Annotated in this window: 20 protein-coding genes; 14 read left to right on the top strand and 6 right to left on the bottom strand. The window is 66.3% G+C overall.

Annotated features, from left to right (window positions below; all coding sequences use genetic code 11):
- Nucleotides 1-13: 13 nt before the first annotated feature.
- From ACGHN1_RS05145 to leuB, 11 genes are all read left to right on the top strand, one after another.
- Nucleotides 14-2,332 carry a putative bifunctional diguanylate cyclase/phosphodiesterase gene (locus ACGHN1_RS05145; protein ID WP_390548953.1) on the top strand — a complete coding sequence of 773 codons (2,319 nt, stop codon included), beginning with the start codon at nt 14-16 and terminating at the stop codon, nt 2,330-2,332.
- Between the two features lie 131 nt (nt 2,333-2,463).
- Entirely contained in the window at nt 2,464-2,940 is a 477-nt protein-coding gene (locus tag ACGHN1_RS05140) for a hypothetical protein (RefSeq protein ID WP_390548951.1), read from the top strand.
- Between the two features lie 132 nt (nt 2,941-3,072).
- Nucleotides 3,073-3,195: a hypothetical protein gene (locus ACGHN1_RS05135; RefSeq protein WP_390548949.1), complete on the top strand. Its 123-nt coding sequence runs from the start codon at nt 3,073-3,075 to the stop codon at nt 3,193-3,195.
- A 99-nt stretch (nt 3,196-3,294) separates the two neighbouring features.
- The gene (locus tag ACGHN1_RS05130; protein WP_390548947.1) at nt 3,295-4,971 is read left to right on the top strand and encodes a dihydroxy-acid dehydratase; all 1,677 of its coding nucleotides are present in this window, start codon (nt 3,295-3,297) and stop codon (nt 4,969-4,971) included.
- 19 nt (nt 4,972-4,990) lie between these two features.
- Nucleotides 4,991-6,019, top strand: coding sequence for a ketol-acid reductoisomerase (gene ilvC / locus ACGHN1_RS05125; RefSeq protein WP_390548945.1), 1,029 nt, complete (start codon nt 4,991-4,993; stop codon nt 6,017-6,019).
- Between the two features lie 24 nt (nt 6,020-6,043).
- Nucleotides 6,044-7,753, top strand: a complete 1,710-nt coding sequence (gene ilvG, locus ACGHN1_RS05120; RefSeq protein ID WP_390548943.1) for an acetolactate synthase 2 catalytic subunit — start codon at nt 6,044-6,046, stop codon at nt 7,751-7,753.
- Nucleotides 7,743-8,021 (top strand): ACT domain-containing protein, encoded by a 279-nt coding sequence (locus tag ACGHN1_RS05115; protein WP_390548941.1) that lies wholly within the window; start codon nt 7,743-7,745, stop codon nt 8,019-8,021. The genes ilvG and ACGHN1_RS05115 overlap by 11 nt, the downstream gene beginning before the upstream one ends.
- Entirely contained in the window at nt 8,005-9,564 is a 1,560-nt protein-coding gene (locus tag ACGHN1_RS05110; protein ID WP_390548940.1) for a 2-isopropylmalate synthase, read from the top strand. The genes ACGHN1_RS05115 and ACGHN1_RS05110 overlap by 17 nt, the downstream gene beginning before the upstream one ends.
- Nucleotides 9,565-9,577: 13 nt before the next feature.
- The gene (gene leuC, locus ACGHN1_RS05105; protein ID WP_390548938.1) at nt 9,578-11,020 is read left to right on the top strand and encodes a 3-isopropylmalate dehydratase large subunit; all 1,443 of its coding nucleotides are present in this window, start codon (nt 9,578-9,580) and stop codon (nt 11,018-11,020) included.
- Nucleotides 11,010-11,591 (top strand): 3-isopropylmalate dehydratase small subunit, encoded by a 582-nt coding sequence (leuD, locus tag ACGHN1_RS05100; protein ID WP_390548936.1) that lies wholly within the window; start codon nt 11,010-11,012, stop codon nt 11,589-11,591. Before leuC ends, leuD begins: the two co-directional genes overlap by 11 nt.
- Nucleotides 11,588-12,649: a 3-isopropylmalate dehydrogenase gene (gene leuB / locus ACGHN1_RS05095; protein ID WP_390548934.1), complete on the top strand. Its 1,062-nt coding sequence runs from the start codon at nt 11,588-11,590 to the stop codon at nt 12,647-12,649. The genes leuD and leuB overlap by 4 nt, the downstream gene beginning before the upstream one ends.
- A gap of 12 nt (nt 12,650-12,661) precedes the next feature.
- Here the strand turns inward: leuB and ACGHN1_RS05090 are convergent, their stop codons facing one another.
- On the bottom strand, nt 12,662-13,303 hold the full coding sequence (locus ACGHN1_RS05090) for a bifunctional 4-hydroxy-2-oxoglutarate aldolase/2-dehydro-3-deoxy-phosphogluconate aldolase (protein WP_390548932.1): 642 nt from the start codon (nt 13,301-13,303) through the stop codon (nt 12,662-12,664).
- Nucleotides 13,304-13,559: 256 nt separating this feature from the next.
- On the opposite strand from ACGHN1_RS05090, the gene ACGHN1_RS05085 reads away from it, so the two are divergent.
- A complete protein-coding gene (locus ACGHN1_RS05085; protein WP_390548930.1) occupies nt 13,560-14,510 on the top strand; it encodes a peptidylprolyl isomerase in 951 nt (316 codons plus the stop codon).
- Here ACGHN1_RS05085 and ACGHN1_RS05080 read toward each other — a convergent pair.
- The 5 genes from ACGHN1_RS05080 to hemF form a co-directional block, all read right to left on the bottom strand.
- Nucleotides 14,507-16,591 (bottom strand): RelA/SpoT family protein, encoded by a 2,085-nt coding sequence (locus tag ACGHN1_RS05080; protein ID WP_390548928.1) that lies wholly within the window; start codon nt 16,589-16,591, stop codon nt 14,507-14,509. The genes ACGHN1_RS05085 and ACGHN1_RS05080 overlap by 4 nt on opposite strands.
- A gap of 58 nt (nt 16,592-16,649) precedes the next feature.
- The gene (locus ACGHN1_RS05075; RefSeq protein ID WP_390548926.1) at nt 16,650-18,551 is read right to left on the bottom strand and encodes a M1 family metallopeptidase; all 1,902 of its coding nucleotides are present in this window, start codon (nt 18,549-18,551) and stop codon (nt 16,650-16,652) included.
- Nucleotides 18,552-18,630: 79 nt separating this feature from the next.
- Nucleotides 18,631-19,299 (bottom strand): potassium channel family protein, encoded by a 669-nt coding sequence (locus tag ACGHN1_RS05070; RefSeq protein WP_390548924.1) that lies wholly within the window; start codon nt 19,297-19,299, stop codon nt 18,631-18,633.
- Complete coding sequence (locus tag ACGHN1_RS05065) at nt 19,289-20,620, bottom strand: TrkH family potassium uptake protein (protein WP_390548922.1); 1,332 nt, start codon at nt 20,618-20,620, stop codon at nt 19,289-19,291. The genes ACGHN1_RS05070 and ACGHN1_RS05065 overlap by 11 nt, the downstream gene beginning before the upstream one ends.
- 32 nt (nt 20,621-20,652) lie before the next feature.
- Nucleotides 20,653-21,510: an oxygen-dependent coproporphyrinogen oxidase gene (gene hemF, locus ACGHN1_RS05060; protein ID WP_390548920.1), complete on the bottom strand. Its 858-nt coding sequence runs from the start codon at nt 21,508-21,510 to the stop codon at nt 20,653-20,655.
- Nucleotides 21,511-21,554: 44 nt separating this feature from the next.
- Here hemF and pdeM point away from each other — a divergent pair, with 44 nt between their 5' ends.
- Nucleotides 21,555-22,265, top strand: a complete 711-nt coding sequence (pdeM, locus tag ACGHN1_RS05055; RefSeq protein ID WP_390548918.1) for a ligase-associated DNA damage response endonuclease PdeM — start codon at nt 21,555-21,557, stop codon at nt 22,263-22,265.
- Nucleotides 22,266-22,637: 372 nt separating this feature from the next.
- Entirely contained in the window at nt 22,638-23,156 is a 519-nt protein-coding gene (infC, locus tag ACGHN1_RS05050; protein ID WP_390548916.1) for a translation initiation factor IF-3, read from the top strand.
- Nucleotides 23,157-23,342: the final 186 nt, after the last annotated feature.

Below are 23,342 nucleotides of genomic sequence, written 5' to 3'. Positions count from 1 at the left end.
AGCTAGGCCATCGATGTCGATCCGCTTTCCCGACCGCGTTTTCGCGCGGTTCGCACCGCGACCCTTCGCAGTGCGGTTGATTGCCACGCTGGCGCTTGCCGTAGCCGTCGCGCTCTTCGCGGCATCGGGTGCGGTCCGGCCGATCGAGAACACGCTGCAGAACATCGGTTTCGCGGCGCGCATGGCGCCTGCCAGCGGCCAGATCCACGTCGTCGAGATGGATGCCGCGAGCATCGCCGCCATCCGCCGCTGGCCGTGGGATCGTTCGCACTATGCGCGGCTCGTCGACCGGCTCGACCAAGCGGGCGCGCGCACGATCGCCTTCGACGTCGATTTCTCCACACCCTCGACGGCCGAGCAGGACCAGCGCTTCGCTCGTTCCCTGTCTAACGCGAGTGCCACCGTGGTCCTCCCGGTCTTCGCCCAGCGGGCGGGGTTCAGCGAAGAACGCCAGCTGGATTCGCTGCCGATACCCGCTCTGCGCGAGCACGCGCTGCTGGGCTCGGTGTCGGTCCGTCCGGGCGCGGACGGGATTGTGCGCGAGATGCCGGTGGGCACTTTAAACGCCGGCGCGCCCCGCCCCTCGCTATCCGCGCAGCTCGCCCACCGTTCGGGCGCGGCAGGCGAGGATTTCCCGATCGATTTCGCCATCAGCCCCGACAGCCTGCCCCGCCACAGCTTCATTGCAGTCGAACGCGGCGAATTCGAGCCGGGGACCTTCCGCGGCAAGGATGTGGTGATCGGTGCCACCGCCATCGAGATGGGAGATCGCTATGCGGTGCCGATGTACGGGGTGCAGCCGGGCGTGATAATCCAGGCAATCGCGGCGGAAACGCTGCTGTCCGGGATGCCGGTCACTGTCGGGTGGCGGCTGCCTCTGACCATCGCCGCGCTCTTCGCCTGCTGGATCCTCGCGGCATCGACGCGCAATCGGATCGGCGGGAGGTCCTTGGCGGGCGCGGCGATGCTTGCCGCGCTGCTCCACTTCGGGGCCAGCCAATTCGCGCTGCGGATCGAGATCGCGCCCGCACTCATCGCAATCGCCGCTGCCGCATGCGCAAGATGGGCGGTGCTGGTTCATCGGGAATTCGAAGAGAGGCAGTCGATCGATCCCGAAAGCGGGCTGCCCAATCGCCGCGCGCTGGAGAAGCGCGTCGGTTCGGGTTCCGGCCACCGCGTCGTGGCGGCGATGATCGACGAATTCGATGCCGTGAAGATGGTGGTCGGTCAAGAGTCGATCGCCGGGCTCCTCGCCCGGCTCGAGGATCGCCTGCGCGTGGCCGGATGCGAAGGGCCGATCTACCGTATCGATGATCGTGCGCTGGCCTGGGTCTCGTCGCTCGAACCCTTCGAGCTCGACGGCCAGCTGCAGGGCCTCGCGGCGATCATGCGCAACCCGGTGGAGGTGTCGGGTCGCCGGGTCGATACCCGGCTCGCATTCGGCATCGCCGAGGATTGCGCCGCCAGCGATGCTCTCCACGCAGCCAGCCTCGCGCTCAAGAAGGGGGCCGCCTTCGCCTACCACGAACAGGCCGAACGTGCCGCGCTCGAGCAGCAGCTTTCGCTGATGGGCGAGCTGGAGGACGCGCTCCACAACGGCGAGGTCACGGTGTTCTACCAGCCCAAGCTCGACCTGCGAAGCAATCGGATCGCCAGCGCCGAAGCGCTCATCCGCTGGCATCATCCGACGCGCGGCAATCTGCGCCCCGACACCTTCATCCCGCTTGCCGAAGAAAGCGACCGCATCGACGAACTGACGATTTTCGTGCTGCAACGGGCAATCGCGGACATCCGGGAGTGGAGCGCGGTGGGTGTGGAGATCCGGCTCGCGGTCAATATCTCGGCAGGGCTCGTGTCTTCGCCCGGCTTTATTGAACGTGTCGATACGATCCTGCGCGGACCGGACGTTGCCTGCCGCCAGCTCATTTTCGAGATTACCGAATCCGCGACCATCGGCGGGTTCGACGCGGCGCGTGAGGCGCTGCAGCGGTTTCGCGATCTCGGCATCGCCATCTCGATGGACGATTACGGGACCGGCCAGTCCACCCTGTCCTATCTCAAGGGTCTGCCGCTCAACGAGCTCAAGATCGACCGCAGCTTCGTCCAGAATGCGCACCGCGACCACGGCGATGCGCTTCTGGTAGGATCGACGGTGGAACTCGCGCACCAGCTCGGGCTGGAGGTGGTCGCCGAAGGGATCGAGGACGAAGAATGTCTCGATTTCCTGCGTTCGATGGGCTGCGATTACGCCCAGGGTTATCATATCGGGAAGCCGATGGAGGCTGCGAGCCTGCTGGCACTCCTCCGGCCATCGGCGGCGCTGGCAGCCTAACGCGAAACCCGTCGGGCAGTTTTCCCGCGCGCACCTCGATCCTCCTACCCTCGTCCCCGCTAATGCGAGTGATTCGCATCCGCATCCAAATCGTGAAATGACTTGGGCGTGGTCCCACCCAAGGAGTCTTCATGCTCGCAACCGACAGCTGTTTCGCCAAAGCTATCCTGGTCCGACTCTTCCGCGTCTGGTCGATGGCCCGGGAAGAAGGAACGATGGGACTTGCGCCCGTGTATTCCCTGGCCGCGGATCTCCGGCTCCCCGACGAAACAGCCTTGGCCTGCGCGAGCCTCTTCGAACTCGTCGAAGGCGAACTGGGTCGACCTCTGAAGCGGGAGAGTTGTTGCGCGCGGACCTTTTCCTCCGACGAGGTCGCGCTTCTCGGACTCGTCGAAGCCGCTCCCGCGCTGAATGGTGTATCGGGGTCGCGCGCGGTACCGCATGGTCTGTCCGGGGCGATCCGATGGGCGGTCATGGCGGTCCGGCGCGCCTTGGCCTGGCAGAATGGGACGGAGAAGGACGACAGTCAGGAATCCGTCCCGCCAGAGGAGCATTGCTGCTGGGTGGCTATACCCTCGACACGCCGGGTGATCCTTCGCGGAGAGTGAGTAAGCAGTGTGAATCAGGGGCCCGCCCCCGACCGACAACGAGAAAAGACAAATTATTGCTTGATCTGATCGGATTTCCTTATATTCTGCCCCGCAACGCAGCAATTTTGCTGCATTTGCGAGGCTCGACGAATGCTGGCCAAGGCCGACATCCGCAATGACAATGGTACGGCGCTGACCGCGCTGGGCCTTGCCTCGCTTCTCGTACTTGTACTGGTACTTATTATCGAGCGGGGGGGAGTGCCCATCGGCTGAGCCAAGCCTGACGGACCTCCCGGAACCCCGCTCTCCGAAAGGACAGCGGGGTTTTTTATGGGTCCGTCCGGGGTTGCCACCCGCGGGACGAACACACGAATGACCGAAAATTCCGCCAAACGCTCCGATGCGATCACGAAGGGTCCGGCCAAGGCGCCCGCGCGTGCCATGCTGCGGGGAGCGGGCTTCACCGACGCCCAGATGGCGCAACCGATGGTCGCGGTGGTCAACACCTGGTCGACCGTCACACCGTGCAACATGCATCTCGCAAGCCTGGCCGAACCGATCCGCGAAGGCCTGCGCTGCGGCGGCGCGACGCCCGTCGATTTCAACACCATCGTGGTCTCCGACGGGATCACCATGGGCGGCGAGGGCATGCGAGCCTCCCTCATCAGCCGCGAGATCATCGCGGATTCCATCGAACTGGCGGTCAAAGGCCACTCGCTCGATGCGGCGATCATTCTGGTCGGATGCGACAAGACCATTCCAGCCGCAGCGATGGCGTTGGCGCGGCTGAACATCCCCGGTCTCGTCTTCTACGGCGGCACCATCATGCCCGGCCGGCTCGACGGGCGCGATCTATCCATCCAGGACGTCTTCGAGGCGGTCGGTGCCCATGCCAAGGGCGACATGAGCAATGCCGAGCTCGACCGGGTCGAGCGTGCGGCCTGCCCCGGCGCGGGCGCTTGCGGTGGCCAGTTCACCGCCAACACCATGGCGATGGCGCTCACCATGATGGGCATCAGCCCGATGGGCGCTGGCGATCCCCCGGCGACCCACGCGGCCAAGAGCGCCGAGGCGGCACGCTGCGGCAGGTTGGCGGCGAAACTGGCCCGCGAAGGCATATCGGCCCGCAGTTTCGTGACCCCGGCTTCCCTGCGCAACGCGGCGACCGCGGTGGTCGCCAGCGGTGGTTCGACCAATGCCGTGCTTCACCTGCCCGCCATCGCCGCCGAGGCCGGCTTCGCCTTCCCGATCGAGATTTTCGACGAGCTTTCCCGCAGTGTCCCCGTCATCACCGATCTCAAGCCTGGGGGCCGGTTCCTGGCGCGCGACCTCTTTGCCGCTGGCGGTGTTCCGCTGTTCGGCAAGCGTCTGGCCGATGCGGGGATGCTGGAAGACACGCCCACGGTCACCGGCCGCAGCCTGTTCGCGGAGCTGGCCGAAGCGCAGGAGACCGAAGGCCAGCAGGTCGTCAAATCGCCCGCCGATCCGGTCAAGGCGACCGGTGGCCTCAGCATCCTCTATGGCGATCTCGCCCCCGAAGGCGCGGTGCTCAAGACCGCCGGCTACGGAACCGGGTCCTTCGCAGGACCGGCGCGGGTCTTCGATGGGGAAGAAGCCTGCTTCGCCGCGGTCAATGCCAACGAGATCCGCGAGGGCGACGTCGTCGTCATTCGCTACGAAGGGCCGTCCGGCGGCCCCGGCATGCGCGAGATGCTGGCGGTCACCGCCGCGCTCGCGGGTCAGGGGCTTGCCGGCAAGGTTGCGCTGATTACCGACGGGCGCTTTTCCGGTGCGAGCCACGGTTTCGTCATCGGACACTGCTCGCCCGAAGCCGCCGCAGGTGGCCCGCTCGCGCTGATCGCCGAAGGCGACACAATTCATATCGATGCCGAAACCCGGCGGATCGACGCCGATATAGACTGGGACGCCCGCCGCGCCGCGCACACGCCGCGCGAGCCCAATCGCCTCGGCGGGGTCTTCGACAAATACGCCCGTCTCGTCTCGTCCGCCGCCTACGGCGCGACGACCATCCCACCCGTCACCGAATAGAAAAGAGAGAGATTCTACCATGCCCAAGACGATCAAGGTTTACACCGATGCCGACGCCAAGCCCGATTTGGTGAGGGGCAAGCCCGTCGCCATCATCGGCTACGGCAGCCAGGGCCGCGCCCATGCGCTCAACCTCAAGGACAGCGGTTGCGAGGTCATCGTCGGCCTGCGCGACGGGTCGCCCACCGCAGCCCGGGCCCGCGCCGACGGACTGACCGTAAAACCGGTTGCCGAAGCTGCGAAGGCTGCCTCGCTGATCGCCCTGCTGACCCCGGACATGAGCCATGAGGCGATCTTCGCTTCCGAAATCGCGCCCCATCTCGAGCAGGGCGATGCGGTGCTCGTCGCCCACGGCTTCACCGTGCTCTACGAACGCATCCAGCCCGCCGCGGGGATCGACGTGATCCTGGTCGCGCCCAAGGGCCCCGGAGACCTCGTCCGCCGCGAATACGAACGGGGCGCCGGGGTGCCCTGTCTTTTCGCCGTGCGCCAGGACGCGACCGGCGAAGCGCGCGAGCGCGCCCTCGCCTATGCCAGCCTGATCGGCGGAACCACGGCGGGGGCGATCGAGACGAGCTTCCGCGAGGAGACCGAGACCGATCTCTTCGGCGAGCAGGCGGTGCTGTGCGGCGGTGCGACCGAACTCGTCGCCGCCGGCTTCGAGACCCTGGTCGAGGCGGGATACCAGCCCGAGATCGCCTATTACGAGTGCCTCCACGAGCTCAAGCTGATCGTCGACCTGCTCTACGAGGGCGGCTTCGCGAAGATGCACGAATTCATCTCCGAGACCGCGATCTACGGCGATCTGGTCTCCGGACCGCGGGTGATCAACGACGAGACGCGCGCCCGCATGAAGGACATTCTCGCCGACATCCAGAACGGCACCTTCGCGCGCAACTGGATCGCCGAGAACGAGGCCGGGAAGACCCAATACGACGCCATGCAGGCCGCCGATCTGGGCCACCCGATCGAGGCCACCGGCCGCGAATTGCGCGCACTGATGCCGTGGCTCCAGACCGGCGAGAAGAAGGCGCAGAAGGCCGCCTGAACGCGGCCTAACCGAGCGAGAACCATGAACGCGATGACCCAGACACTGCCCGAACCGGATACCGAGCCCGCCACCCGCACCGGTGCGCAGCTGGTAGTGGACACGTTGGCCGCGCTCGGGGTCGATTGCGTGTTCGGCTATCCCGGTGGCGCGATCATGCCGGTCTACGATGCGATCGCGCATGGGAAGACCCGTCACATCCTGGTCCGCCACGAACAGGCGGCGGCCTTCGCCGCCGATGCCTACGGCCGGATGACAGGTCGGGCGGGGGTCTGCCTCGCCACCTCCGGTCCGGGCGCGACCAATCTCATCACCGGAATCGCCAACGCCTATCTCGATTCGGTCCCGATGGTGGCGATCACCGGCCAGGTCGCGCAGCCGATGATGGGGACGGACGCCTTCCAGGAAACCGACATCTTCGGCATGACCATGCCGATCGTGAAGCATTCGGTGATCGTCCGCCGGCCGGAGGACATCCCCGCGGCACTGAGCGAAGCCTTCTCCATCGCCGAGAGCGGCCGCCCCGGCCCGGTGCTGGTCGATCTGCCCAAGGACGTCCAGCAGGCAGTGTGCGAACCGCCGCGCAAGTGGCGCGGCCAGGCCGAAATCCTGCCCTCCCCCTCGCCCGAGGCGGTGGCCGAGGCGGAACGACTGATCGCCGCTGCCGAACGTCCGCTGTTCTACCTCGGCGGCGGGATCGGGCGAGCCGAGGCGACCGAGATGATCCGGCGCATCGTCGATGCGAGCGGCATTCCCGCCGTCGCGACGCTCCAGGGGCTGGGCGTGCTGCCCCCGGAACACCCGGCGATGCTCGGCATGCTCGGCATGCACGGTCACCGCGCCGCTAATCTGGCAGTCCAGGAGAGCGATCTCCTGATCGTCGTCGGCGCGCGGTTCGACGACCGGGCGACCGGCAAGCTCGCCGAATTCGCGCCCCACGCCTCGATCGTCCACATCGACGTCGATGCCGCCGAGATGGGCAAGTTGCGCCACGCCCACGCGCCGGTTTGCAGCAATCTCAAGTCGAGCCTCGCGGCGATCGATTTCGCGCCCGGCGACATCGCCGAATGGTGCGACGCGGTCGCCGCCATGCGCGCCGCCCAGCCGCCGCGCTACGACGCTCCGGGGAACGGCATCTATGCCCCCGCCCTGCTCAAGCAATTGTCCGAACGGGTCGGCGACAGTTTCGTCGCCGCCTGCGATGTCGGCCAGCACCAGATGTGGGTCGCCCAGCATTGCCGCTTCGCGCATCCTCGCGCGCATCTAACGTCGGGTGGCCTGGGAGCGATGGGCTATGGCCTGCCCGCAGCGATCGGCGCCAAGCTCGCCGATCCCGAGGCGGATGTCTTTGCGATCTGCGGCGATGGCGGGTTCCAGATGAACATCCAGGAATTGGCAACGCTGCGGCGCTACGGAATTCCGGTCAAGATCGTGCTGATCGACAATGCCATGCTCGGTCTCGTCCGCCAGTGGCAGGAGCTGTTTTTCGCCGGTAATTATTCGGAAGTCGATCTTTCGGATAATCCGGACTTCGTCGAAGTCGCCAACGCCTTCGGGATCGAGGCCTTCTGCATCGAACGCCATGACGAGGTCGACGGCGCGATCACCCGCCTGATGGAAGCCCGCGGGCCGATCCTCGCCCATGTCCGGATAGACCCTGAAGAAAACGTCTGGCCACTGGTCCCGCCCGGCGCATCCAATGCCGAAATGATGGAGAAACGCGATGAACCTTGAGCATGTCCGCATCGAATTCCGCTGCGCCGAAGGCGCTCTGCGCCGCATTCTCGGGGTCATCGAGGCGCGGGCCTTCTCCGTCCGTTCCATGCAGATGGGGAGCGACGGGGATCGCTCGGTGATGACCCTGGCGATCGAACCGCGCGATGCATCGCGCCGGGTCGATACCCTCCTGCGGCAGTTGGACAGGCTGCAAGATATCGAGAGCACGATCCGCCTGACCAATGCCCCTCCGGTAGCGGAGGTAGCCCGTGTCGCAAACGCATGAGGATGCTCCCCGGCAGATCGCGATCTTCGACACCAGCCTGCGCGACGGTGAACAGGCCCCCGGATTCTCGATGAACACGGCCCAGAAGCTCGCAATGGCGCGCGCGCTTGCGAAGCTGAAGGTGGATGTGATGGAGGTGGGCTTTGCCGCCGCCTCTCCCGGCGATGCCGAGGCGATCCATGCCATCGCGAGCGAGATCGGGCAGCGGCCGGACACGCCGGTGTTGTGCTCGCTCGCTCGCGCGGTCGAACCCGATATCGAGGCGGCCGAGCGCGCGCTCGCCCCCGCGCAGCGCACCCGCATCCATCTCTTCCTCGGCACCAGCGAACTGCATCTCAGAACGAAGCACAGGATGACCCATGCCGAAGCGCTGACCGCGATCGAGCGGGCACTGCATTCGGCAAGGGGGCGGTTCGCCGAAGTCGAATTCTCGCCCGAGGATGCGATCCGCACCGATCGCGCCTTCCTCAAGGAAGTTCTGGAATGCGCCGCGGCTGCCGGCGCCGACGTGCTGAACGTTCCCGATACGGTCGGCTATACTTCGCCGGAGGAAATCCACGCGCTTTTCGCCGACCTCACCACGAATGTCGCGCGGCCCGATCACGTCATCTTCTCAACGCATAACCACGACGATCTGGGCATGGCGGTCGCCAACAGTCTTGCTGCGGTCCGTGGCGGCGCGGGCCAGATCGAATGCGCGATCAACGGGATCGGCGAGCGGGCGGGCAATTGCGCGCTCGAAGAGGTCGTGATGGCTTTGCGGACCAGACCGGACCATTATCGCGCGACCACCGGCGTCGAAACGCGCGAGCTCTATGCCGTCAGCCGGTTGCTGGGCGAAACCACCGGCAACGCCCCGCCGCGCAACAAGGCGATTGTCGGGCGCAACGCCTTCGCCCACGAGGCGGGCATCCACCAGCACGGTGTGCTTGCCGACCGCCGCAACTACGAGATCATGAGCCCGGAGGATATCGGGTTGCCGTCCAACGCGCTGGTGCTCGGCAAACATAGCGGCAAGCACGCGCTGCGGGCCCGTCTGGAGGCGCTGGGGCACGATCTCGGGAGCAATCGGTTCGAGCAGCTCTTCTCCGATTTCAAGCGCCTCGCCGATACCAAGCGCGAAGTCACCGACAACGATCTGTGCGACCTCGTCGCGGAGGACGGCCAGGGTCACGCCTGGGAGCTGGTGCGGGTCGAGATGCGGACCGGCACGGCGGGCAATTCCCGACCGACCGCGAAGGTCACCCTCGACCACGCGGAGCGCGGGCGACTGACCACGATCGGCCACGGAACCGGCCCGTTCGAAGCGCTGACCGATGCGTTCTGCGTTGCGGCGGAGGTGCGGGGCACGCTCGACAGCGTCGATGCGCATCAGCTGGGACGCGAGATGGAGATAGAGGTTAGCCTGACGGTCGACGGTGCAGGAGTATCCGGCCGCAGCCAGCATACCGATGTGGTGGTCGCGGCAGCCGAGGCTCTTCTGGCGGCGTTCAACAACCATGCACGGCAGGCGCGGGCCACCCGGCTGGCCGATGCCGCCTGACGGGAGATGAGCCGTGGTTACACCCGAACAGCCGCCGCGTTCGCTCTTCGACAAGCTGTGGGATGCGCATGTCGTGGTCCCCGAAAGCGACGAGAGCCCGGCGATCCTCTTCATCGACCTTCATCTCGTCCACGAGGTTACCTCGCCTCAAGCATTCGCGATGCTCGAAGAGCGCGGCCTGCGCGTGCGCCGCTCCGATCTGACCCAGGCGACGCTCGACCATTCGACACCCACCCTGCCCCCCGGTCCCGACGGGCGGCCGCCCTATGCGACCGATGCCGCCGAGAAGCAGGTCCACCAGCTCGAGGCGAATTGCGAACGGCATGGCATAGACCTGCTCGGTTTGGACGATCCGCGGCGCGGCATCGTTCATGTCGTGGGACCCGAACTCGGGCTCACCCAGCCGGGCAAGACGATCGTGTGCGGCGACAGCCATACCTCCACCCATGGCGCGTTCGGCGCGCTGGCCTTCGGCATCGGCACCACCGAGGTCGGACATGTGCTGGCGACCCAGTGCCTGCTCCAGCGCAAGCCCCGGTCGATGCGGATCCGTTTCGACGGCGCGCTCGCCCCCGGGGTCGGCGCGAAGGACATGGCGCTCGCCATGATCGCGCAGATCGGCGCCGACGGCGGCCGGGGCTACGCGGTGGAGTTCGCCGGTCCCGCGGTCGAGGCGCTGTCGATGGAGGCGCGGATGACCCTGTGCAACATGGCGATCGAGGCAGGCGCGCGCGTCGGCATGGTCGCCCCGGACGAAACGACCTTCGCCTATCTCGAAGGCCGCGAACGCGCACCCCGGCACGAAGATTGGGAGCGTGCGCTCGAACGCTGGCGCGCACTCCCCTCCGATCCCGAAGCTGCATTCGACCGCGAGGTCGCCATCGATGCCGCGGCGATCCGCCCGATGATCACCTTCGGCGTCTCTCCCGATGCCGCCGCACCCGCCGCTGCAAACGCACCGGTTCCCGCCAACGACGGCGAGCGCGAGGCGGCGGAGTACATGCGCTTCGTGCCCGAGCGACCCTTCGCCGAAATGGCGGTGCAGCGCGTCTTCATCGGCAGCTGCACCAATTCGCGGCTGTCCGACCTGCGCGAGGCGGCTGCGGTGATGCGCGGCCGCAAGGTTGCCCCCGGGGTCACCGCACTCGTCGTTCCCGGGTCCGAGGCAGTCCGCAACCAGGCCGAAGCCGAAGGTCTCGATACGATCTTCACGGAGGCCGGGGCGGAATGGCGCCTGCCCGGCTGTTCGATGTGCATTGCCATGAACGGCGATCAGGGCGATCCCGGCGAACTGGTCGTCTCGACATCGAACCGCAATTTCATCGGGCGGCAGGGCAAGGGCGTGCGCACGGTTCTCGCCGGTCCGGCGACCGCCGCCGCCTGTGCCCTTGCCGGCCATATCGCCGATCCAACCCCCTATCTCGATCCCTCGCCGGAGACGCGCGATGCGGCTTGAGCCCTTCAATCGGCTGGAATCGCGCACGCTGGTGCTGCCACAGGCCAATATCGACACCGATCAGATCATTCCGGCGCGCTTCCTCACCACCACCGATCGCGCGGGTCTGGGACAATGCGCCTTTTACGACTGGCGCTACACTGCCGACGACCAGCCCAAGAACGCGACGCCCTTTCCCGTTGTCGGAGCGGGCGATCGGCAGGTTCTCGTCGCGGGCGCGAACTTCGGCTGCGGCTCATCGCGCGAACATGCCCCGTGGGCCCTCCTCGACTACGGCTTTCGCGTAGTGATCAGCACGCAAATCGCCGATATCTTCAAGAGCAATGCCTTGAAGAACGGACTGCTTCCGGTGGAAATCGATGCGCATACCCATGCCCTGCTTCTGGCAAACCCGGGCATTCGCGTCGGGATCGATCTCGAAGACTGCACTGTGGTGCTGGACGATGGATCGCGTGCGTCCTTTTCAGTCGAGCCCTTCGCGCGGCGCTGCCTGCTCGACGGGGTGGACCCACTGGGTCACATCCTCGCCCACGAAAGCCGCATAGCTGCATTCGAGGCGGCGGCCGCATGACGACGAGGAACATCGTTCTTCTGCCCGGCGACGGGATCGGGCCCGAGGTGACGAAGGCGGTGCGCACGGTGCTCGAAGGGGTGTCGAAGGGGCACGATTTGTCGCTTGCCTTCGAAAGTCACGCGATCGGCGGCTGTGCCATCGATGCCTGCGGCGATCCCTTTCCCGACGCGACGGCCGAGGCCTGCAAGAAGGCCGACGCTGTCTTCCTCGGGGCGGTGGGCGGACCGCAGTGGGACGGGGGCGGGCCGCGCCCAGAAGCGGGCCTGCTCGCGCTGCGCCAGGCACTCGGCACCTTCGCCAATTTGCGCCCCGTCCGGCTCTTTCCCGGCCTCGAGCACCTCTCGCCGCTGAAGCCCGAGCGCGCGACCGGTACCGACATGCTGATCGTGCGCGAACTGACCGGGGGCATTTATTTCGGCGCGAAGGAGGAAGGCGAGCAGCGCGCATCCGACCTGTGTGCCTATTCACGCCACGAGGTGGAGCGGGTCGCGCGTATCGGCTTTGATGCGGCGCGCTCGCGGTCTGGCCGCCTCACCTCGGTCGACAAGGCCAATGTCCTCGCCAGCAGTCGCCTGTGGCGCAAGGCGGTGGTCGCGCTTCGCGACGCCGAATATCCCGACATCGCACTCGACCACGTGCTGGTCGACGCAATGGCGATGAAGCTGATCGAACGGCCGTCAGCTTTCGACGTGATCCTGACCGAGAACATGTTCGGCGACATCCTGAGCGACGAAGCCTCGGTGATCGCCGGTTCGATCGGCCTCGCGCCCTCGGCCTCGCTCTCGGAAAGCCATGGCGGGCTCTACGAGCCGATCCACGGCTCCGCCCCCGATATCGCTGGCGAAGGAAAGGCGAACCCGGTCGGCGCGATCCTGAGCGGGGCGATGCTGCTGCGCCATGCCCTCGGCGAAGAGGCTGCTGCCGCCGAGATTGAAACCGCCGTGGCCCGGTGCCTGGCCGATGGGATCGGCACCGCAGACATCGGCGGCAGCGCCAGTACGACAGGCGTTGCGCAGGCCGTATGCGATCGGCTCCGCACGCCGGTCACGTCCTGAATTTGGGCCGAACTACCCCCGAACCGTTCCGGCGATCCGCAGCGCCTCCTGCGCCAGCCGGGTGATCTGCGCAAAATCTCCCGACGCGTTCGCATCGTCCGGTGTCAGCCAGCTCCCGCCGCAGGCGATCACGCCGTCGAGGGCCAGGTATTCCGCCAGGTTCTGAGGCGAAATGCCCCCGGTGGGCATGAAGCGCATCTGCCGGAAGACGGCTGAAAGAGCCTTCAGCATCGGCACGCCGCCGGCGAGGCTGGCAGGGAAGAACTTTACCGTATCGAGCCCCATGGCATGGGCGCGCTGGACCTCGCCCGCGGTCATGGTGCCGGGATAGACCGGTACGCCCTCCCCCAGGCAGTGCTCGACGATGTCCTCGACCAGCCCCGGGCTGACGACGAATTGCGCACCGCTCGCCAGAACCGATTTCGCCTGGTCCAGCGTCAAAACCGTCCCCGCGCCGACGACGACGTCCTCGACCTTGCCGATGACAGCCTCCATCGCGGCCTGCGCGCCATCGCTGCGCATGACCACCTCGATCACGCCCAGTCCGCCATCGCGAAGGGCCGCGGCGGTCCGCACCGAGCGTTCGGCATTATCGTCATCGATCAGCGGGATGATCGGTGCCGAACAGAGGCGATCATGGAGGGTATGCGGCATGAGGCGGCCATCGTGGCACGCCCGGCCCCCGTTTCCAAGCTCGCCGAACCGGACAGGCGAGCATTTTTCACGCGGTCAGGCCCAGCTTGCGGGAAACCTTTTCGCTGTTCGGCGCGTTGATCCGATACCCTCCCTGACAGGCGGTGTTGCGCGGCAAAGCATTCCCTGCGAACATCGCCCCGAAAGCCCCTCTCCGCCCCCGAAAACGCGTGGAGAGGGGCTTTTTCGTTGGCACTTTCCGTGTCAGACGATGTGCATGAAACGCACACTCTGGGCCTCACTTGCCATCGCCGCCCTCGCCCTGCCGCTCGCCGCGCAGGAGGCTGCGCCGGCGCCTTCGCCCGGAGAGATCGTCGCCGCCGCAGATCCAGGCGACTGGATCGGGATCGCGGCCGACGACCTGCTGGTCATGGACCTCGCGGCAGGCCGCGACGGCCAGGCCCGCCGCGTGGTCATCCAGCTGATGCCCGAACCCTTCAGCCAGGGCTGGATCGAGAACATCCGCACCCTCGCCCGCACCCGCTGGTACGACGGAATCAGCGTCAACCGCGTGCAGGACAATTACGTTACCCAGTGGGGCGATCCGAACTACGACAATCCCGAAGCGGAAGGCGAGGCCAAGCCCCTACCCGGCGGATTGATGGTGGTACCGCAGACCGAGTACACGGATCTCCGGACGGCCGGCGAGGCGACCTGGTTCAAGTGGGCGGACGGACCCTACGCCAACCACCATGGCTTCTACTCCGGGTGGCCGATCGGGTGGCGGGCCGATGCCAAATGGCCCGTCCACTGCTATGGCATGGTCGGCGTCGGCCGAGGAATGTCTCCGGACACCGGATCGGGCGCGGAGCTTTACACGGTGATCGGGCACGCGCCGCGCCATCTCGATCGCAACATCGCGCTGGTGGGGCGCGTGATCGAGGGAATGGAGCACCTTTCCAGCCTGCCGCGCGGTTCGGGGGCGCTCGGCTTCTACACGCCGGAGGAGGCGGACAAGCGCACTCCGATCCGCTCGGTCCGCGTCGCCAGCGACCTTGCGGAAGCCGAACAGCCTCGCTTCGAATACCTCGCCACCGACAGCGAAACCTTTGCTCGCTACGCCGAGGCGCGCGCCAACCGCCGCGATCCCTTCTTCATCGTGCCCGCGGGCGGGGCCGATATCTGCAACATCCCGGTGCCTGTTCGCCGGGTCGGCGAGGCCGGCTAGACCCGTTCCGCGCCCGCGATCGAATCGCTGGCCCTCAGGGCGCTGAGAATCCGATTGAGATGAGACACGTCCTGCACCTCGAGATCCATCTCGTAACTGCCGAAGGGCGGATCGTTGTGAACCAGTTCGAGCGCGCGGACATTGGCGTGGTTCTGCGCGAAGATCGCCAGCGTATCGGCCAGCGTTCCCGGCCGGTCGTATAGCGTCACCCGCAATCGCCCGACCGCACCGGCGGCACGCGTGCCCCATGACAGGTCCAGCCAGTCGGAATCGATCCCGCTGGCAAGTGCGTGGCAATCGATCGTGTGCACTTCCACCTTCTCGCCCGGACGGCGGGTGCCGACGATCCGGTCGCCCGGCACCGGATGGCAGCAATCGGCCAGCTCGTAGCCCACCCCGGCGGTCAGACCCCGAATCGAAAGCTCGCTCTTCCCCCATTTGGGCTGTTCGGGAAGCTCCTCGGTACACCCGGGCAGGAGCGCTTCCATGATCTCGGGATCGGTGATCTTGGCCGCCCCGATCGCGTAATAGAGATCGTCTTCCTCCTCCATCTCGAGCCGTTCGAGCGCCTGGCGGATGGCCTTCTTGCCGATCCGCGCCGGAACGCGGTCGGCGATGGCGGCGAACAGCTTCTGCCCGATCTCGGCGACTTCGGCGCGTTCCTTCTGTCGCACCGCGCGGCGGATGGCCGCACGCGCCTTGCCGGTGACGACATAGCCGAGCCAAGACAATTGCGGTTCGGCATCCTTGCCCTTGAGGATCTCGACCACGTCGCCATTGGCCAGGGGGGTGCGCAGCGGCATGTGCCGCCCGTTGATCTTCGCGCCCACGGTCTGCGCCCCGAGATCGGTGTGGACGGCGAAGGCGAAATCGACCGCCGTGGCCCCGATCGGCAACTGGAACAGCGCGCCCTTGGGCGTGAAGGCGAAGATGCGATCCTGGTAGATCGCCAGCCTCGTGTGCTCGAGCAGCTCCTCGGCATCGTGGCTCGCATCGACGATCTCGATCAGGTCACGCAGCCAGCCGACCTGTCCGTCGGGCCGCCCGCCCTGCTTGTAGGCCCAGTGCGCGGCGAAGCCGAATTCGTTGAGCCGGTGCATTTCGCGCGTGCGGATCTGCACCTCCACCCGCATCGAATTCTCGTACATCAGGCTGGTGTGGAGCGAGCGGTAGCCGTTGGTCTTCGGCGTCGAGATATAGTCCTTGAACCTGCCCGGCAGGAACTGCCAGGTCGTGTGCAGCACGCCCAGCGCGCGGTAGCAGTCGACGGGGTCGTCGGTCAGCACGCGGAAGGCCATGATGTCGGTCACCTGCTCGAAGCTGACGTGCCGTTCCGCCATCTTGCGCCAGATGCTGAACGGGTGCTTCTCGCGCCCGGAAACCTCGACCTGCAGACCGGCCTCGGCCAGCGCCTGCTTGATGGCCAGCGCGATCGCGTCGACATGCCCGCCATCCTGTTCGCGCAGCTGCGTGAGCCGCCCGGTGATGGTCGCGTAGCCTTCGGGCTCGAGCTGCTCGAAGGCGAGCAGCTGCATCTCGCGCATATATTCGTACATCCCCACCCGCTCGGCAAGCGGGGCGTAAATATCCATGGTCTCGCGCGCGATCCGGCGGCGCTTTTCCGGATTCTTGATGAAATGCAGCGTGCGCATGTTGTGCAAGCGATCGCCCAGCTTGACCAGCAGGACGCGGATGTCCTCGCTCATGGCGAGCAGGAACTTGCGCAGGTTCTCCGCCGCGCGTTCGTTCTCCGGCAACTGCTCGATCTTGGAAAGCTTGGTCACGCCGTCGACCAGCCGGGCGACATCGGGCCCGAAATTCGCCTCGATATCGTCGATCGTCGCCAGCGTGTCCTCGACCGTGTCGTGGAGCAGCGCGGTGGCGATGGTCTCCTGGTCGAGCTTGAGGTCGGTCATCAGCCCGGCAACCTCGACCGGATGGCTGAAATAGGGATCGCCGCTCGCCCGCGTCTGCGTGCCGTGCTTCTGCACAGTGTAGACATAGGCGCGGTTGAGCATCGCCTCGTCGGCGTCGGGGTCGTATTCCTTGACCCGCTCTACGAGTTCGTACTGGCGCAGCATCGGCGTTCAAGATGGGGTCAAGGTACCCCGCATTGCAACGCAAAAGCGCGCCGCGATGCTATTCTACCACGCCGAGGATGCGATCGACCCCGCCGCGGGTCACCGCGTGATAGGTCGGGCGGGTCTCGGCATAGATGCGCCGGGCGATCGGCCGGCCCCACTCACCCTGGTCCCACAGGGTCTGGAACAGCGGCCGGACGAACTTGGCGCGGCCGACCTCCGCGAGGAAGGTCTCGGCCTGCGCCACCGCCGGCTGATAACGGTTGGCGAGCGCCAGCTCGAGCCAAAGGAACAGCTCCTCATTGTTCCCGGTACGCGAAAGGCCGAGCGCCTGGTCGAGCCGGGCGAGCTGCTCAGCGCTGCGCTGTTCCGGGATGTTGTCGAGGAACCGCTGCCGCTCGGCACTGGTCCAGTTTGCGAAACCCGCGGGGATCGCCCCGCCCGAAGCATAAGCGGCCACGGCCGCATCCACCTCGGCGAAGGCGGCGGGATCGGGCTTGGCCACGTTGGCCGGCAGGCCGGGCTCGAATATCCATTGACGCAGCATCAACCGCTCGGCTTCGGCCGGCGAACGCACGAGATTTTCCTGCATGTCCTCCAGGATCATACGACTGGTCGCGGGCTCGAAGGCATGGTTGTCGAACCATTGCCGCAGCCAGGCGTCGAACCGCTCGCGCCCGACGATGCTTTCCACCGTGCGCATGAAATAGGCGCCCTTGTCGTAGGCGATGGCGCTGCCGATCAGCTCGCCGGAGCCGTCGTTGTGCAGCGCGGTTCCCGGCGCATCCTCGCCCACCTCCGCGAGCGTCTCGACGATATTGGCATAGGACAGCGCCGCTTCCTGCTCGGCGCGCTTCCTGCCGTAGACTTCCTCCACGATGCGGTTCTCGAAATAGGACGTGACGCCTTCGTTGAGCCAGCCGTCGCCCCACACCGCATTGGTGACGAGATTGCCCGACCAGCTGTGCGCCAGTTCGTGCGCGACGAGCCCGTTGTTCGACCGATCGCCGGCGATGAAGGTCGGGGTGAGGAAGGTCATCACCGGATTTTCCATCCCGCCGTAGGGGAAGGCGGGCGGCAGAACGATCATGTCGTAACGGCCCCAGCGGTAATCGCCATAGAGCTCCTCCGCGGCGGCGATCATCTCCTCGGTATCGCCGACCTCGCGCGCTGCGCGGTCGAGCACCGAGGGTTCCGCCCAGACGCCAGAGCGCGGGCCGGTGGCGCGAAAGTCGATGTCGCCCGCGGCGATGGCAATGAGATAGGGCGGGACCGGCTTGTCCATGACGAAGCGAAAGGCGCGCCTGCCGTTGCCGAGGTCTTCCGGCTCGCCCTGCCGCACCCCGCTCATCACCACGTCGAGCGGCTTGGGCGCGGTGATGCGGGCCTCCCAGGTCTGACGGATGCCGGGGCTGTCCTGGGTGGGGATCCAGGTGCGGTTGAGGATCGCCTGTCCTTGGCTGAAGAGATAGGGATGCTCGCCCCCGGCGGTCTGTTCGGGCGAAAGCCATTGCAGCGCCGCCGCGTCGGCGGGTGCGGTGTACTGGATGCGCAGCTTTCGCGCCCCATCGAGCCGGATGGTGAGCGGCGCGCCCTTGCCCGCCTCCTCGACCATCGGCCCGATCGCGTATTCGAGCTCGCGCCCCGAGCCGTCGGTGACGCGGGAAATCTCGAGCCCGTTGGTATCGAGCACGATTTCCCGGGCTCCAGGTGCCGCCATCACGTCGAGCTCTGCGACCCCGCCGAGCCTCTTGGCTGCGAAATCGAGCGCCAGATCCAGCGCCACATGGGTCACTCGAGCCTCTTGCGGACGGGCATAGGTCAGCTCGTCGACCGCGTCGGCGCTGGTCAGGATCGGGGAGACCATCCCGTTCGCGGCGGTTGGCGGGGTGTCGCTGACCGTGGTGCAGCCGGCGGCGGCCATGGCGAGAGTGGCAGCGACGGTCAGTGAGCGGAACATTCGTATCTCCCCGGGTAAAATCTTGGTGCTACAGGGCCTTGGCAGACCCCCGCTTGCGCGGCGATGAAGCCGCTTTGGTTCAGTCGAAACTCTTGGCCGCGAAGGCCTCTATCTTTTCCACCTTGCCCGACACCACCAGCATGTCGCCGGGCAGGATGATCGTGTCGGGCACCGCGTGGAGGAAATCCTCGCCCTCGCGCTTCACGCCGACCACGGTAACGTCGAACTTCTTGCGGCACTGGCTGGTCACCAGCGGCAGGCCCACGATCGGTTCGGGCGCGGCGAGGCGGGCGATCGCGAAATCATTGTCGAAGGAGATGAAGTCGAGCAGCCGCTCGTTGACCAGCCGCGCCACGCGCTCGCCCATCCGCTGCTCGGGAAAGACGACGTGATGCGCGCCGGTCCGCTCGAGGATGCGGCCGTGGCGCTCGTTGGTGGCCTTGGCCCAGATGTTCGGCACTGCGAGATCGGAAAGCGCGAGGACCACCAGCACGCTCGCCTCGATATCGCTGCCGATGCCGACCACGGCCGACGAGAAGCTGTCCGTCCCGAGCTTCACCAGCACGTCGTGATCGGTGCAATCCGCCTCGACGGTCTGGGTGAGCTGGCGGGAAAATTCCTGGACCCGCGCGGGGTCCGCATCCGCCCCGAGGACCTCGTGTCCCATGCGTTCGAGCGTGAGGGCCACGGCCCCGCCGAACCGGCCGAGGCCGATCACCAGCACCGGTTTGCGCCTGTCAGCCGACAATCGGGTTCTCCTCCGGATAGCGATAGGGGCGCGGCGTCCCGCCAAGGGCCAACGCGGTGGCGACGGTAATGGTCCCGACCCGGCCGACGAACATGAGGATGCACAGCACCATCAGCGCCGAGGGCGGCAGATCGGCGGTGATACCGGTCGACAGGCCCACCGTCGAGAAGGCCGAGATGGTTTCGAACAGGACGGCGTCCATCGTCAGATCGGTAATCGCGAGGATGTACATCGAACCGAGAATGATCAGCATGGCGGCGGTGAAGAACACGGTGAGCGCCTGGCGCTCCAGGCTGCTCGAGAACCGGCGGCCGAACAGGCCCGCGTCGCGCTTGCCGCCGATCTCGGAGAGGACAACTGCGACGAGGACGAGGAAGGTCGTGACCTTGATCCCGCCGGCAGTGCCCGCGCTGCCGCCCCCGATGAACATCAGCACGTAGTTCAACAGCAGCGTCTCGCCCTCGAAGGCCCCCACGTCGAGGCTGTTGAAACCGGCGGTGCGCGGCATGACCGAATGGAAGGCGGCGTTGAGCACCTTCACGCCTACGTCCATGGGGCCCAATGTCGCAGGATTGCTCCATTCCTTGGCGAGCATGGCGACGAAACCGACGCCGAGCAGCACCACGGTTCCCGCGACCGTCAGCTTGGTGTGCAGCGTCCATCGCCGCCAGCGCAGTCCATTCGTGCGCACGTCCTGCATTACCGGAAAGCCGAGCGCGGTGAGGACCACCGCAAGCATGATCGGGACGAGGATGAAGCCGTCCTTCTGGAAACCCATGACGCTGTCGGAATAGCTGGAGAAACCGGCGTTGTTGAAGGCGCTGACCGAATGGAAGACGCCGTGCCATAAAGCCGGCCCGAGGCTGTAATCATAGGCGAGCATCAGCCGCGCGACGAGAATCGCGGCGACGATTGCTTCGACCGCCAGAGTAATCTTGAGCACCAGCAACAGCACCGACCGGGCATCGCCGACCTGAAGCCGGCTGCGCTCGACCTGCGTCGCCATGCGGTGCCGCAGCCCGAAGCCGCGCCCCGCCATCAACCCGAAGATCGTCGCCGCGGTCATGATCCCGAAACCGCCGATCTGGAACAGCAGCAGGATCACGATCTGGCCGAATTTCGACCAGTAGGTGGCGGTATCGACCACGATCAGCCCGGTCACCGCCACGGCCGAGGTGGAGGTGAAGAAAGCCGTGCTGAGCGGCGCGATCTGCCCCTGTGCATGCGACACCGGCAGCATCAGCAGGATCGTCCCCACGCCGATCGCTGCGGCGAACAGCAGGGGGATCAGCCGGACGGGATTGGCGAGGAGACGAATCACCAGGGCCGGATCGCGTCTCCCGCCGCCCGAGATCAACGCCACACGGCCTCGGGCGGAAGGCTCATCAGGATCGCGTCGATATTGCCGCCGGTCTTGAGGCCGAACAGCGTGCCGCGATCGTAGACAAGGTTGAATTCGGCGTAGCGCCCGCGCCATTCGAGCTGGGTGCGCTTGTCGCTCTCGTCGAATTGGCTCTCCATTCGGCGGCGGACCAGCCGCGGGAAGATGTCGAGAAAGGCCTCGCCGACATCCTGCGTGAAGGCGAGATTGCGCTCGAAGCTCTTCTCGTCGGTGCATTCGAGATGATCGTAGAAGATGCCGCCCACCCCGCGGTGCACGCCGCGGTGGGGAATGTAGAAATAATCCTCCGCCCATTTGGAAAAGCGGTCGTAATAGGTCGGGTTGTGCGCGCTGCAGGCGGCGCGAAACCGAGCGTGGAAATCGGCCGTGTCCTCATCGTAGGGGATCGGCGGGTTGAGGTCCGCCCCGCCTCCGAACCATGCCTTTCCGGTTACGAGGAAGCGGGTGTTCATGTGCACCGCCGGAACATGCGGATTGGCCATGTGCGCGACCAGGCTGATCCCGGTTGCAGTGAAACCGGGGTTCTCGGCATCGGCACCGTTGATCGTCCCGGCGAATTCCGGCGCGAAATTCCCACGCACGGTGGACACGTTGACTCCGACCTTCTCGAACACCTTGCCCTTCATCGCGCCGCGGGTGCCGCCGCCGGGGTCCTCGTTCCCCTCTTCCTCGCGGCTCCAGTCGGTGTATTCGAAAACGGCATCCGAACCCGCCTCGCGCTCGATCGCTTCGAATTCGGCGCAGATTCGGTCCCTGAGTTTCTCGAACCAGGTCTGCGCTGTGCGGCTCTCGGCGGTCCAGTCGGTCATGCGGCCCCCTTGCCAAGCCGAATCCGGCAGGGCAATAGCGGCGCATGGTTCCCCTTTCGTTCGCCCCATTCGAATTCGCCGGAGAAGAGTGGCTGCTCGCCACCAACCAGGCGCTTTACTGGCCGCGCGAACAGGCCCTGCTGGTCGCCGACCTGCATCTGGAGAAAGCCAGCTTCTACGCGCGCCACGGCCAGCCGATCCCGCCCTACGACAGCCGCGAGACGCTGGAACGGGTGGCGCTGGCGATCCGCGCCACCGGCGCGCGACGGGTGATCACGCTGGGGGACAATTTTCACGATTCGGACGGGTCCACACGGCTGGAGCCGCACGCCTGCGGCATGCTGGAAGCGCTGACCAAGGCGGTCGACTGGGTGTGGATCACCGGCAATCACGATCCGGACATGGAAGCGCGCTGCGGCGGGACGCTGGTGGAGGAACTGGAGATCGGCGGCAAGATCCTGCGCCACCGCGCGAAACGCGGCGAGACCCGGCCGGAGCTTTCGGGCCATTATCACCCGCGGGTGCAAATCAAGGTCCAGCAGCGGCATATCCGCCGGCCTTGCGCCGTCGTGAGCGCATCGGGCGACGGCGCATCGGGTCGGATCATCCTGCCCGCCTTCGGCGCCTTCACCGGCGGCATGCCGGCCAACGATCCCGCGATCCTCAAGGCGATGCAGCCCGCCAGCCGGATCGACGCTCTCGTCCCGACCCGGGACCGATTGGCGCGCTTTCCCCTCTGGCGCGAGGCGGCCTGAGTTCCTTCGCGCAGAGGCGCAAAGGAAGCAGAGGTGACGGCGGCCGCGCAGCGGCTTTCTTTCACACGAAGGCACGAAGGCACGAAGAGGCCGCAACGACCGGAAAGTTAGCGCTCCAATTCGTGGCTTCGTGGCTTCGTGTGAATCCCGAGATCGGCTTCGTCGCCAAATCTCCGCGCGCTCTGCTTCCTCTGCGCCTCTGCGCGAAACACTGTTTGTTCCAGAACCGCGTCCCGAAAAGCACGCACCACCGCGAATTCGCGCCCCGCGAGACGAAGCCACTTCCGAATCCCGTCGACAATGCCTACATGCGCCGCTTCGACAAGGCGAAACAAAGGAGAGTGCCCCATAGCCCGTCCACCCCGGCGCAGCATGCAAATGCCCGTGAAAAGCGGCCCGCGCTACGACAACATGATCAATGTCCCCAAGGTCCGCGTGATCGATCACGAAGGCGAGAACCTGGGGGTGATGTACACCCGCGAAGCGATCGAACAGGCGGCCGAACACGGCCTCAACCTCGTCGAAGTCAGCCCCAATGCGGACCCGCCGGTGTGCAAGTTCCTCGACGTCGGCAAGTATCGCTACGAGGCGCAGAAGAAGGCCAACCTCGCACGCAAGACGCAGAAGACGCAGGAAATCAAAGAGATCAAGATGCGCCCGAACATCGACGATCACGATTACGATGTGAAGATGCGCAATGTGAACAAGTTCATCGAGAACGGCGACAAGGTGAAGTGCACCCTGCGCTTTCGCGGGCGTGAGATGGCGCACCAGCAGCTCGGCATGGACCTGCTCAACCGCGTCCGCGACGATGTCGAGGAGATCGCCAAGGTCGAGGCGTTCCCCCGCCTCGAGGGCCGCCAGATGGTGATGGTGCTCGCACCCAAGTAACGGTTGGTCCGGCTTCGGGGAACGGCAATCTCCCTCCCCGATTTTGCCGGCATGCGCGGTTTGAAAATCACATGGTCCGCTTTGCTCGCTGTCGCCGGCCTGGCGGGTCTTGCGGCCTGTTCCGAGCCGGCAGCGGACAATGGCGCTGCGGCCGCTATAGCCGAAGAAAGCGCTGACCCGGGGGCG

The organism is Qipengyuania sp. MTN3-11, assembly GCF_042851825.1.
Taxonomy (GTDB): domain Bacteria; phylum Pseudomonadota; class Alphaproteobacteria; order Sphingomonadales; family Sphingomonadaceae; genus Qipengyuania.
This window is presented reverse-complemented; position numbering and strand designations above follow the sequence as displayed.

Coding starts and splice junctions, on each gene's coding strand:
- ilvC (WP_390548945.1), top strand. CDS start 4,991: ATGCCCAAGACGATCAAGGTTTACACCGATGCCGACGCCAAGCCCGAT.
- ACGHN1_RS05135 (WP_390548949.1), top strand. CDS start 3,073: ATGCTGGCCAAGGCCGACATCCGCAATGACAATGGTACGGCGCTGACC.
- ACGHN1_RS05115 (WP_390548941.1), top strand. CDS start 7,743: ATGAACCTTGAGCATGTCCGCATCGAATTCCGCTGCGCCGAAGGCGCT.
- ACGHN1_RS05145 (WP_390548953.1), top strand. CDS start 14: ATGTCGATCCGCTTTCCCGACCGCGTTTTCGCGCGGTTCGCACCGCGA.
- leuB (WP_390548934.1), top strand. CDS start 11,588: ATGACGACGAGGAACATCGTTCTTCTGCCCGGCGACGGGATCGGGCCC.
- ACGHN1_RS05075 (WP_390548926.1), bottom strand. CDS start 18,551: ATGTTCCGCTCACTGACCGTCGCTGCCACTCTCGCCATGGCCGCCGCC.
- ACGHN1_RS05130 (WP_390548947.1), top strand. CDS start 3,295: ATGACCGAAAATTCCGCCAAACGCTCCGATGCGATCACGAAGGGTCCG.
- hemF (WP_390548920.1), bottom strand. CDS start 21,510: ATGACCGACTGGACCGCCGAGAGCCGCACAGCGCAGACCTGGTTCGAG.
- infC (WP_390548916.1), top strand. CDS start 22,638: ATGCAAATGCCCGTGAAAAGCGGCCCGCGCTACGACAACATGATCAAT.
- ACGHN1_RS05080 (WP_390548928.1), bottom strand. CDS start 16,591: ATGCTGCGCCAGTACGAACTCGTAGAGCGGGTCAAGGAATACGACCCC.
- ACGHN1_RS05090 (WP_390548932.1), bottom strand. CDS start 13,303: ATGCCGCATACCCTCCATGATCGCCTCTGTTCGGCACCGATCATCCCG.
- ilvG (WP_390548943.1), top strand. CDS start 6,044: ATGAACGCGATGACCCAGACACTGCCCGAACCGGATACCGAGCCCGCC.
- pdeM (WP_390548918.1), top strand. CDS start 21,555: ATGGTTCCCCTTTCGTTCGCCCCATTCGAATTCGCCGGAGAAGAGTGG.
- ACGHN1_RS05140 (WP_390548951.1), top strand. CDS start 2,464: ATGCTCGCAACCGACAGCTGTTTCGCCAAAGCTATCCTGGTCCGACTC.
- leuD (WP_390548936.1), top strand. CDS start 11,010: ATGCGGCTTGAGCCCTTCAATCGGCTGGAATCGCGCACGCTGGTGCTG.
- ACGHN1_RS05085 (WP_390548930.1), top strand. CDS start 13,560: ATGAAACGCACACTCTGGGCCTCACTTGCCATCGCCGCCCTCGCCCTG.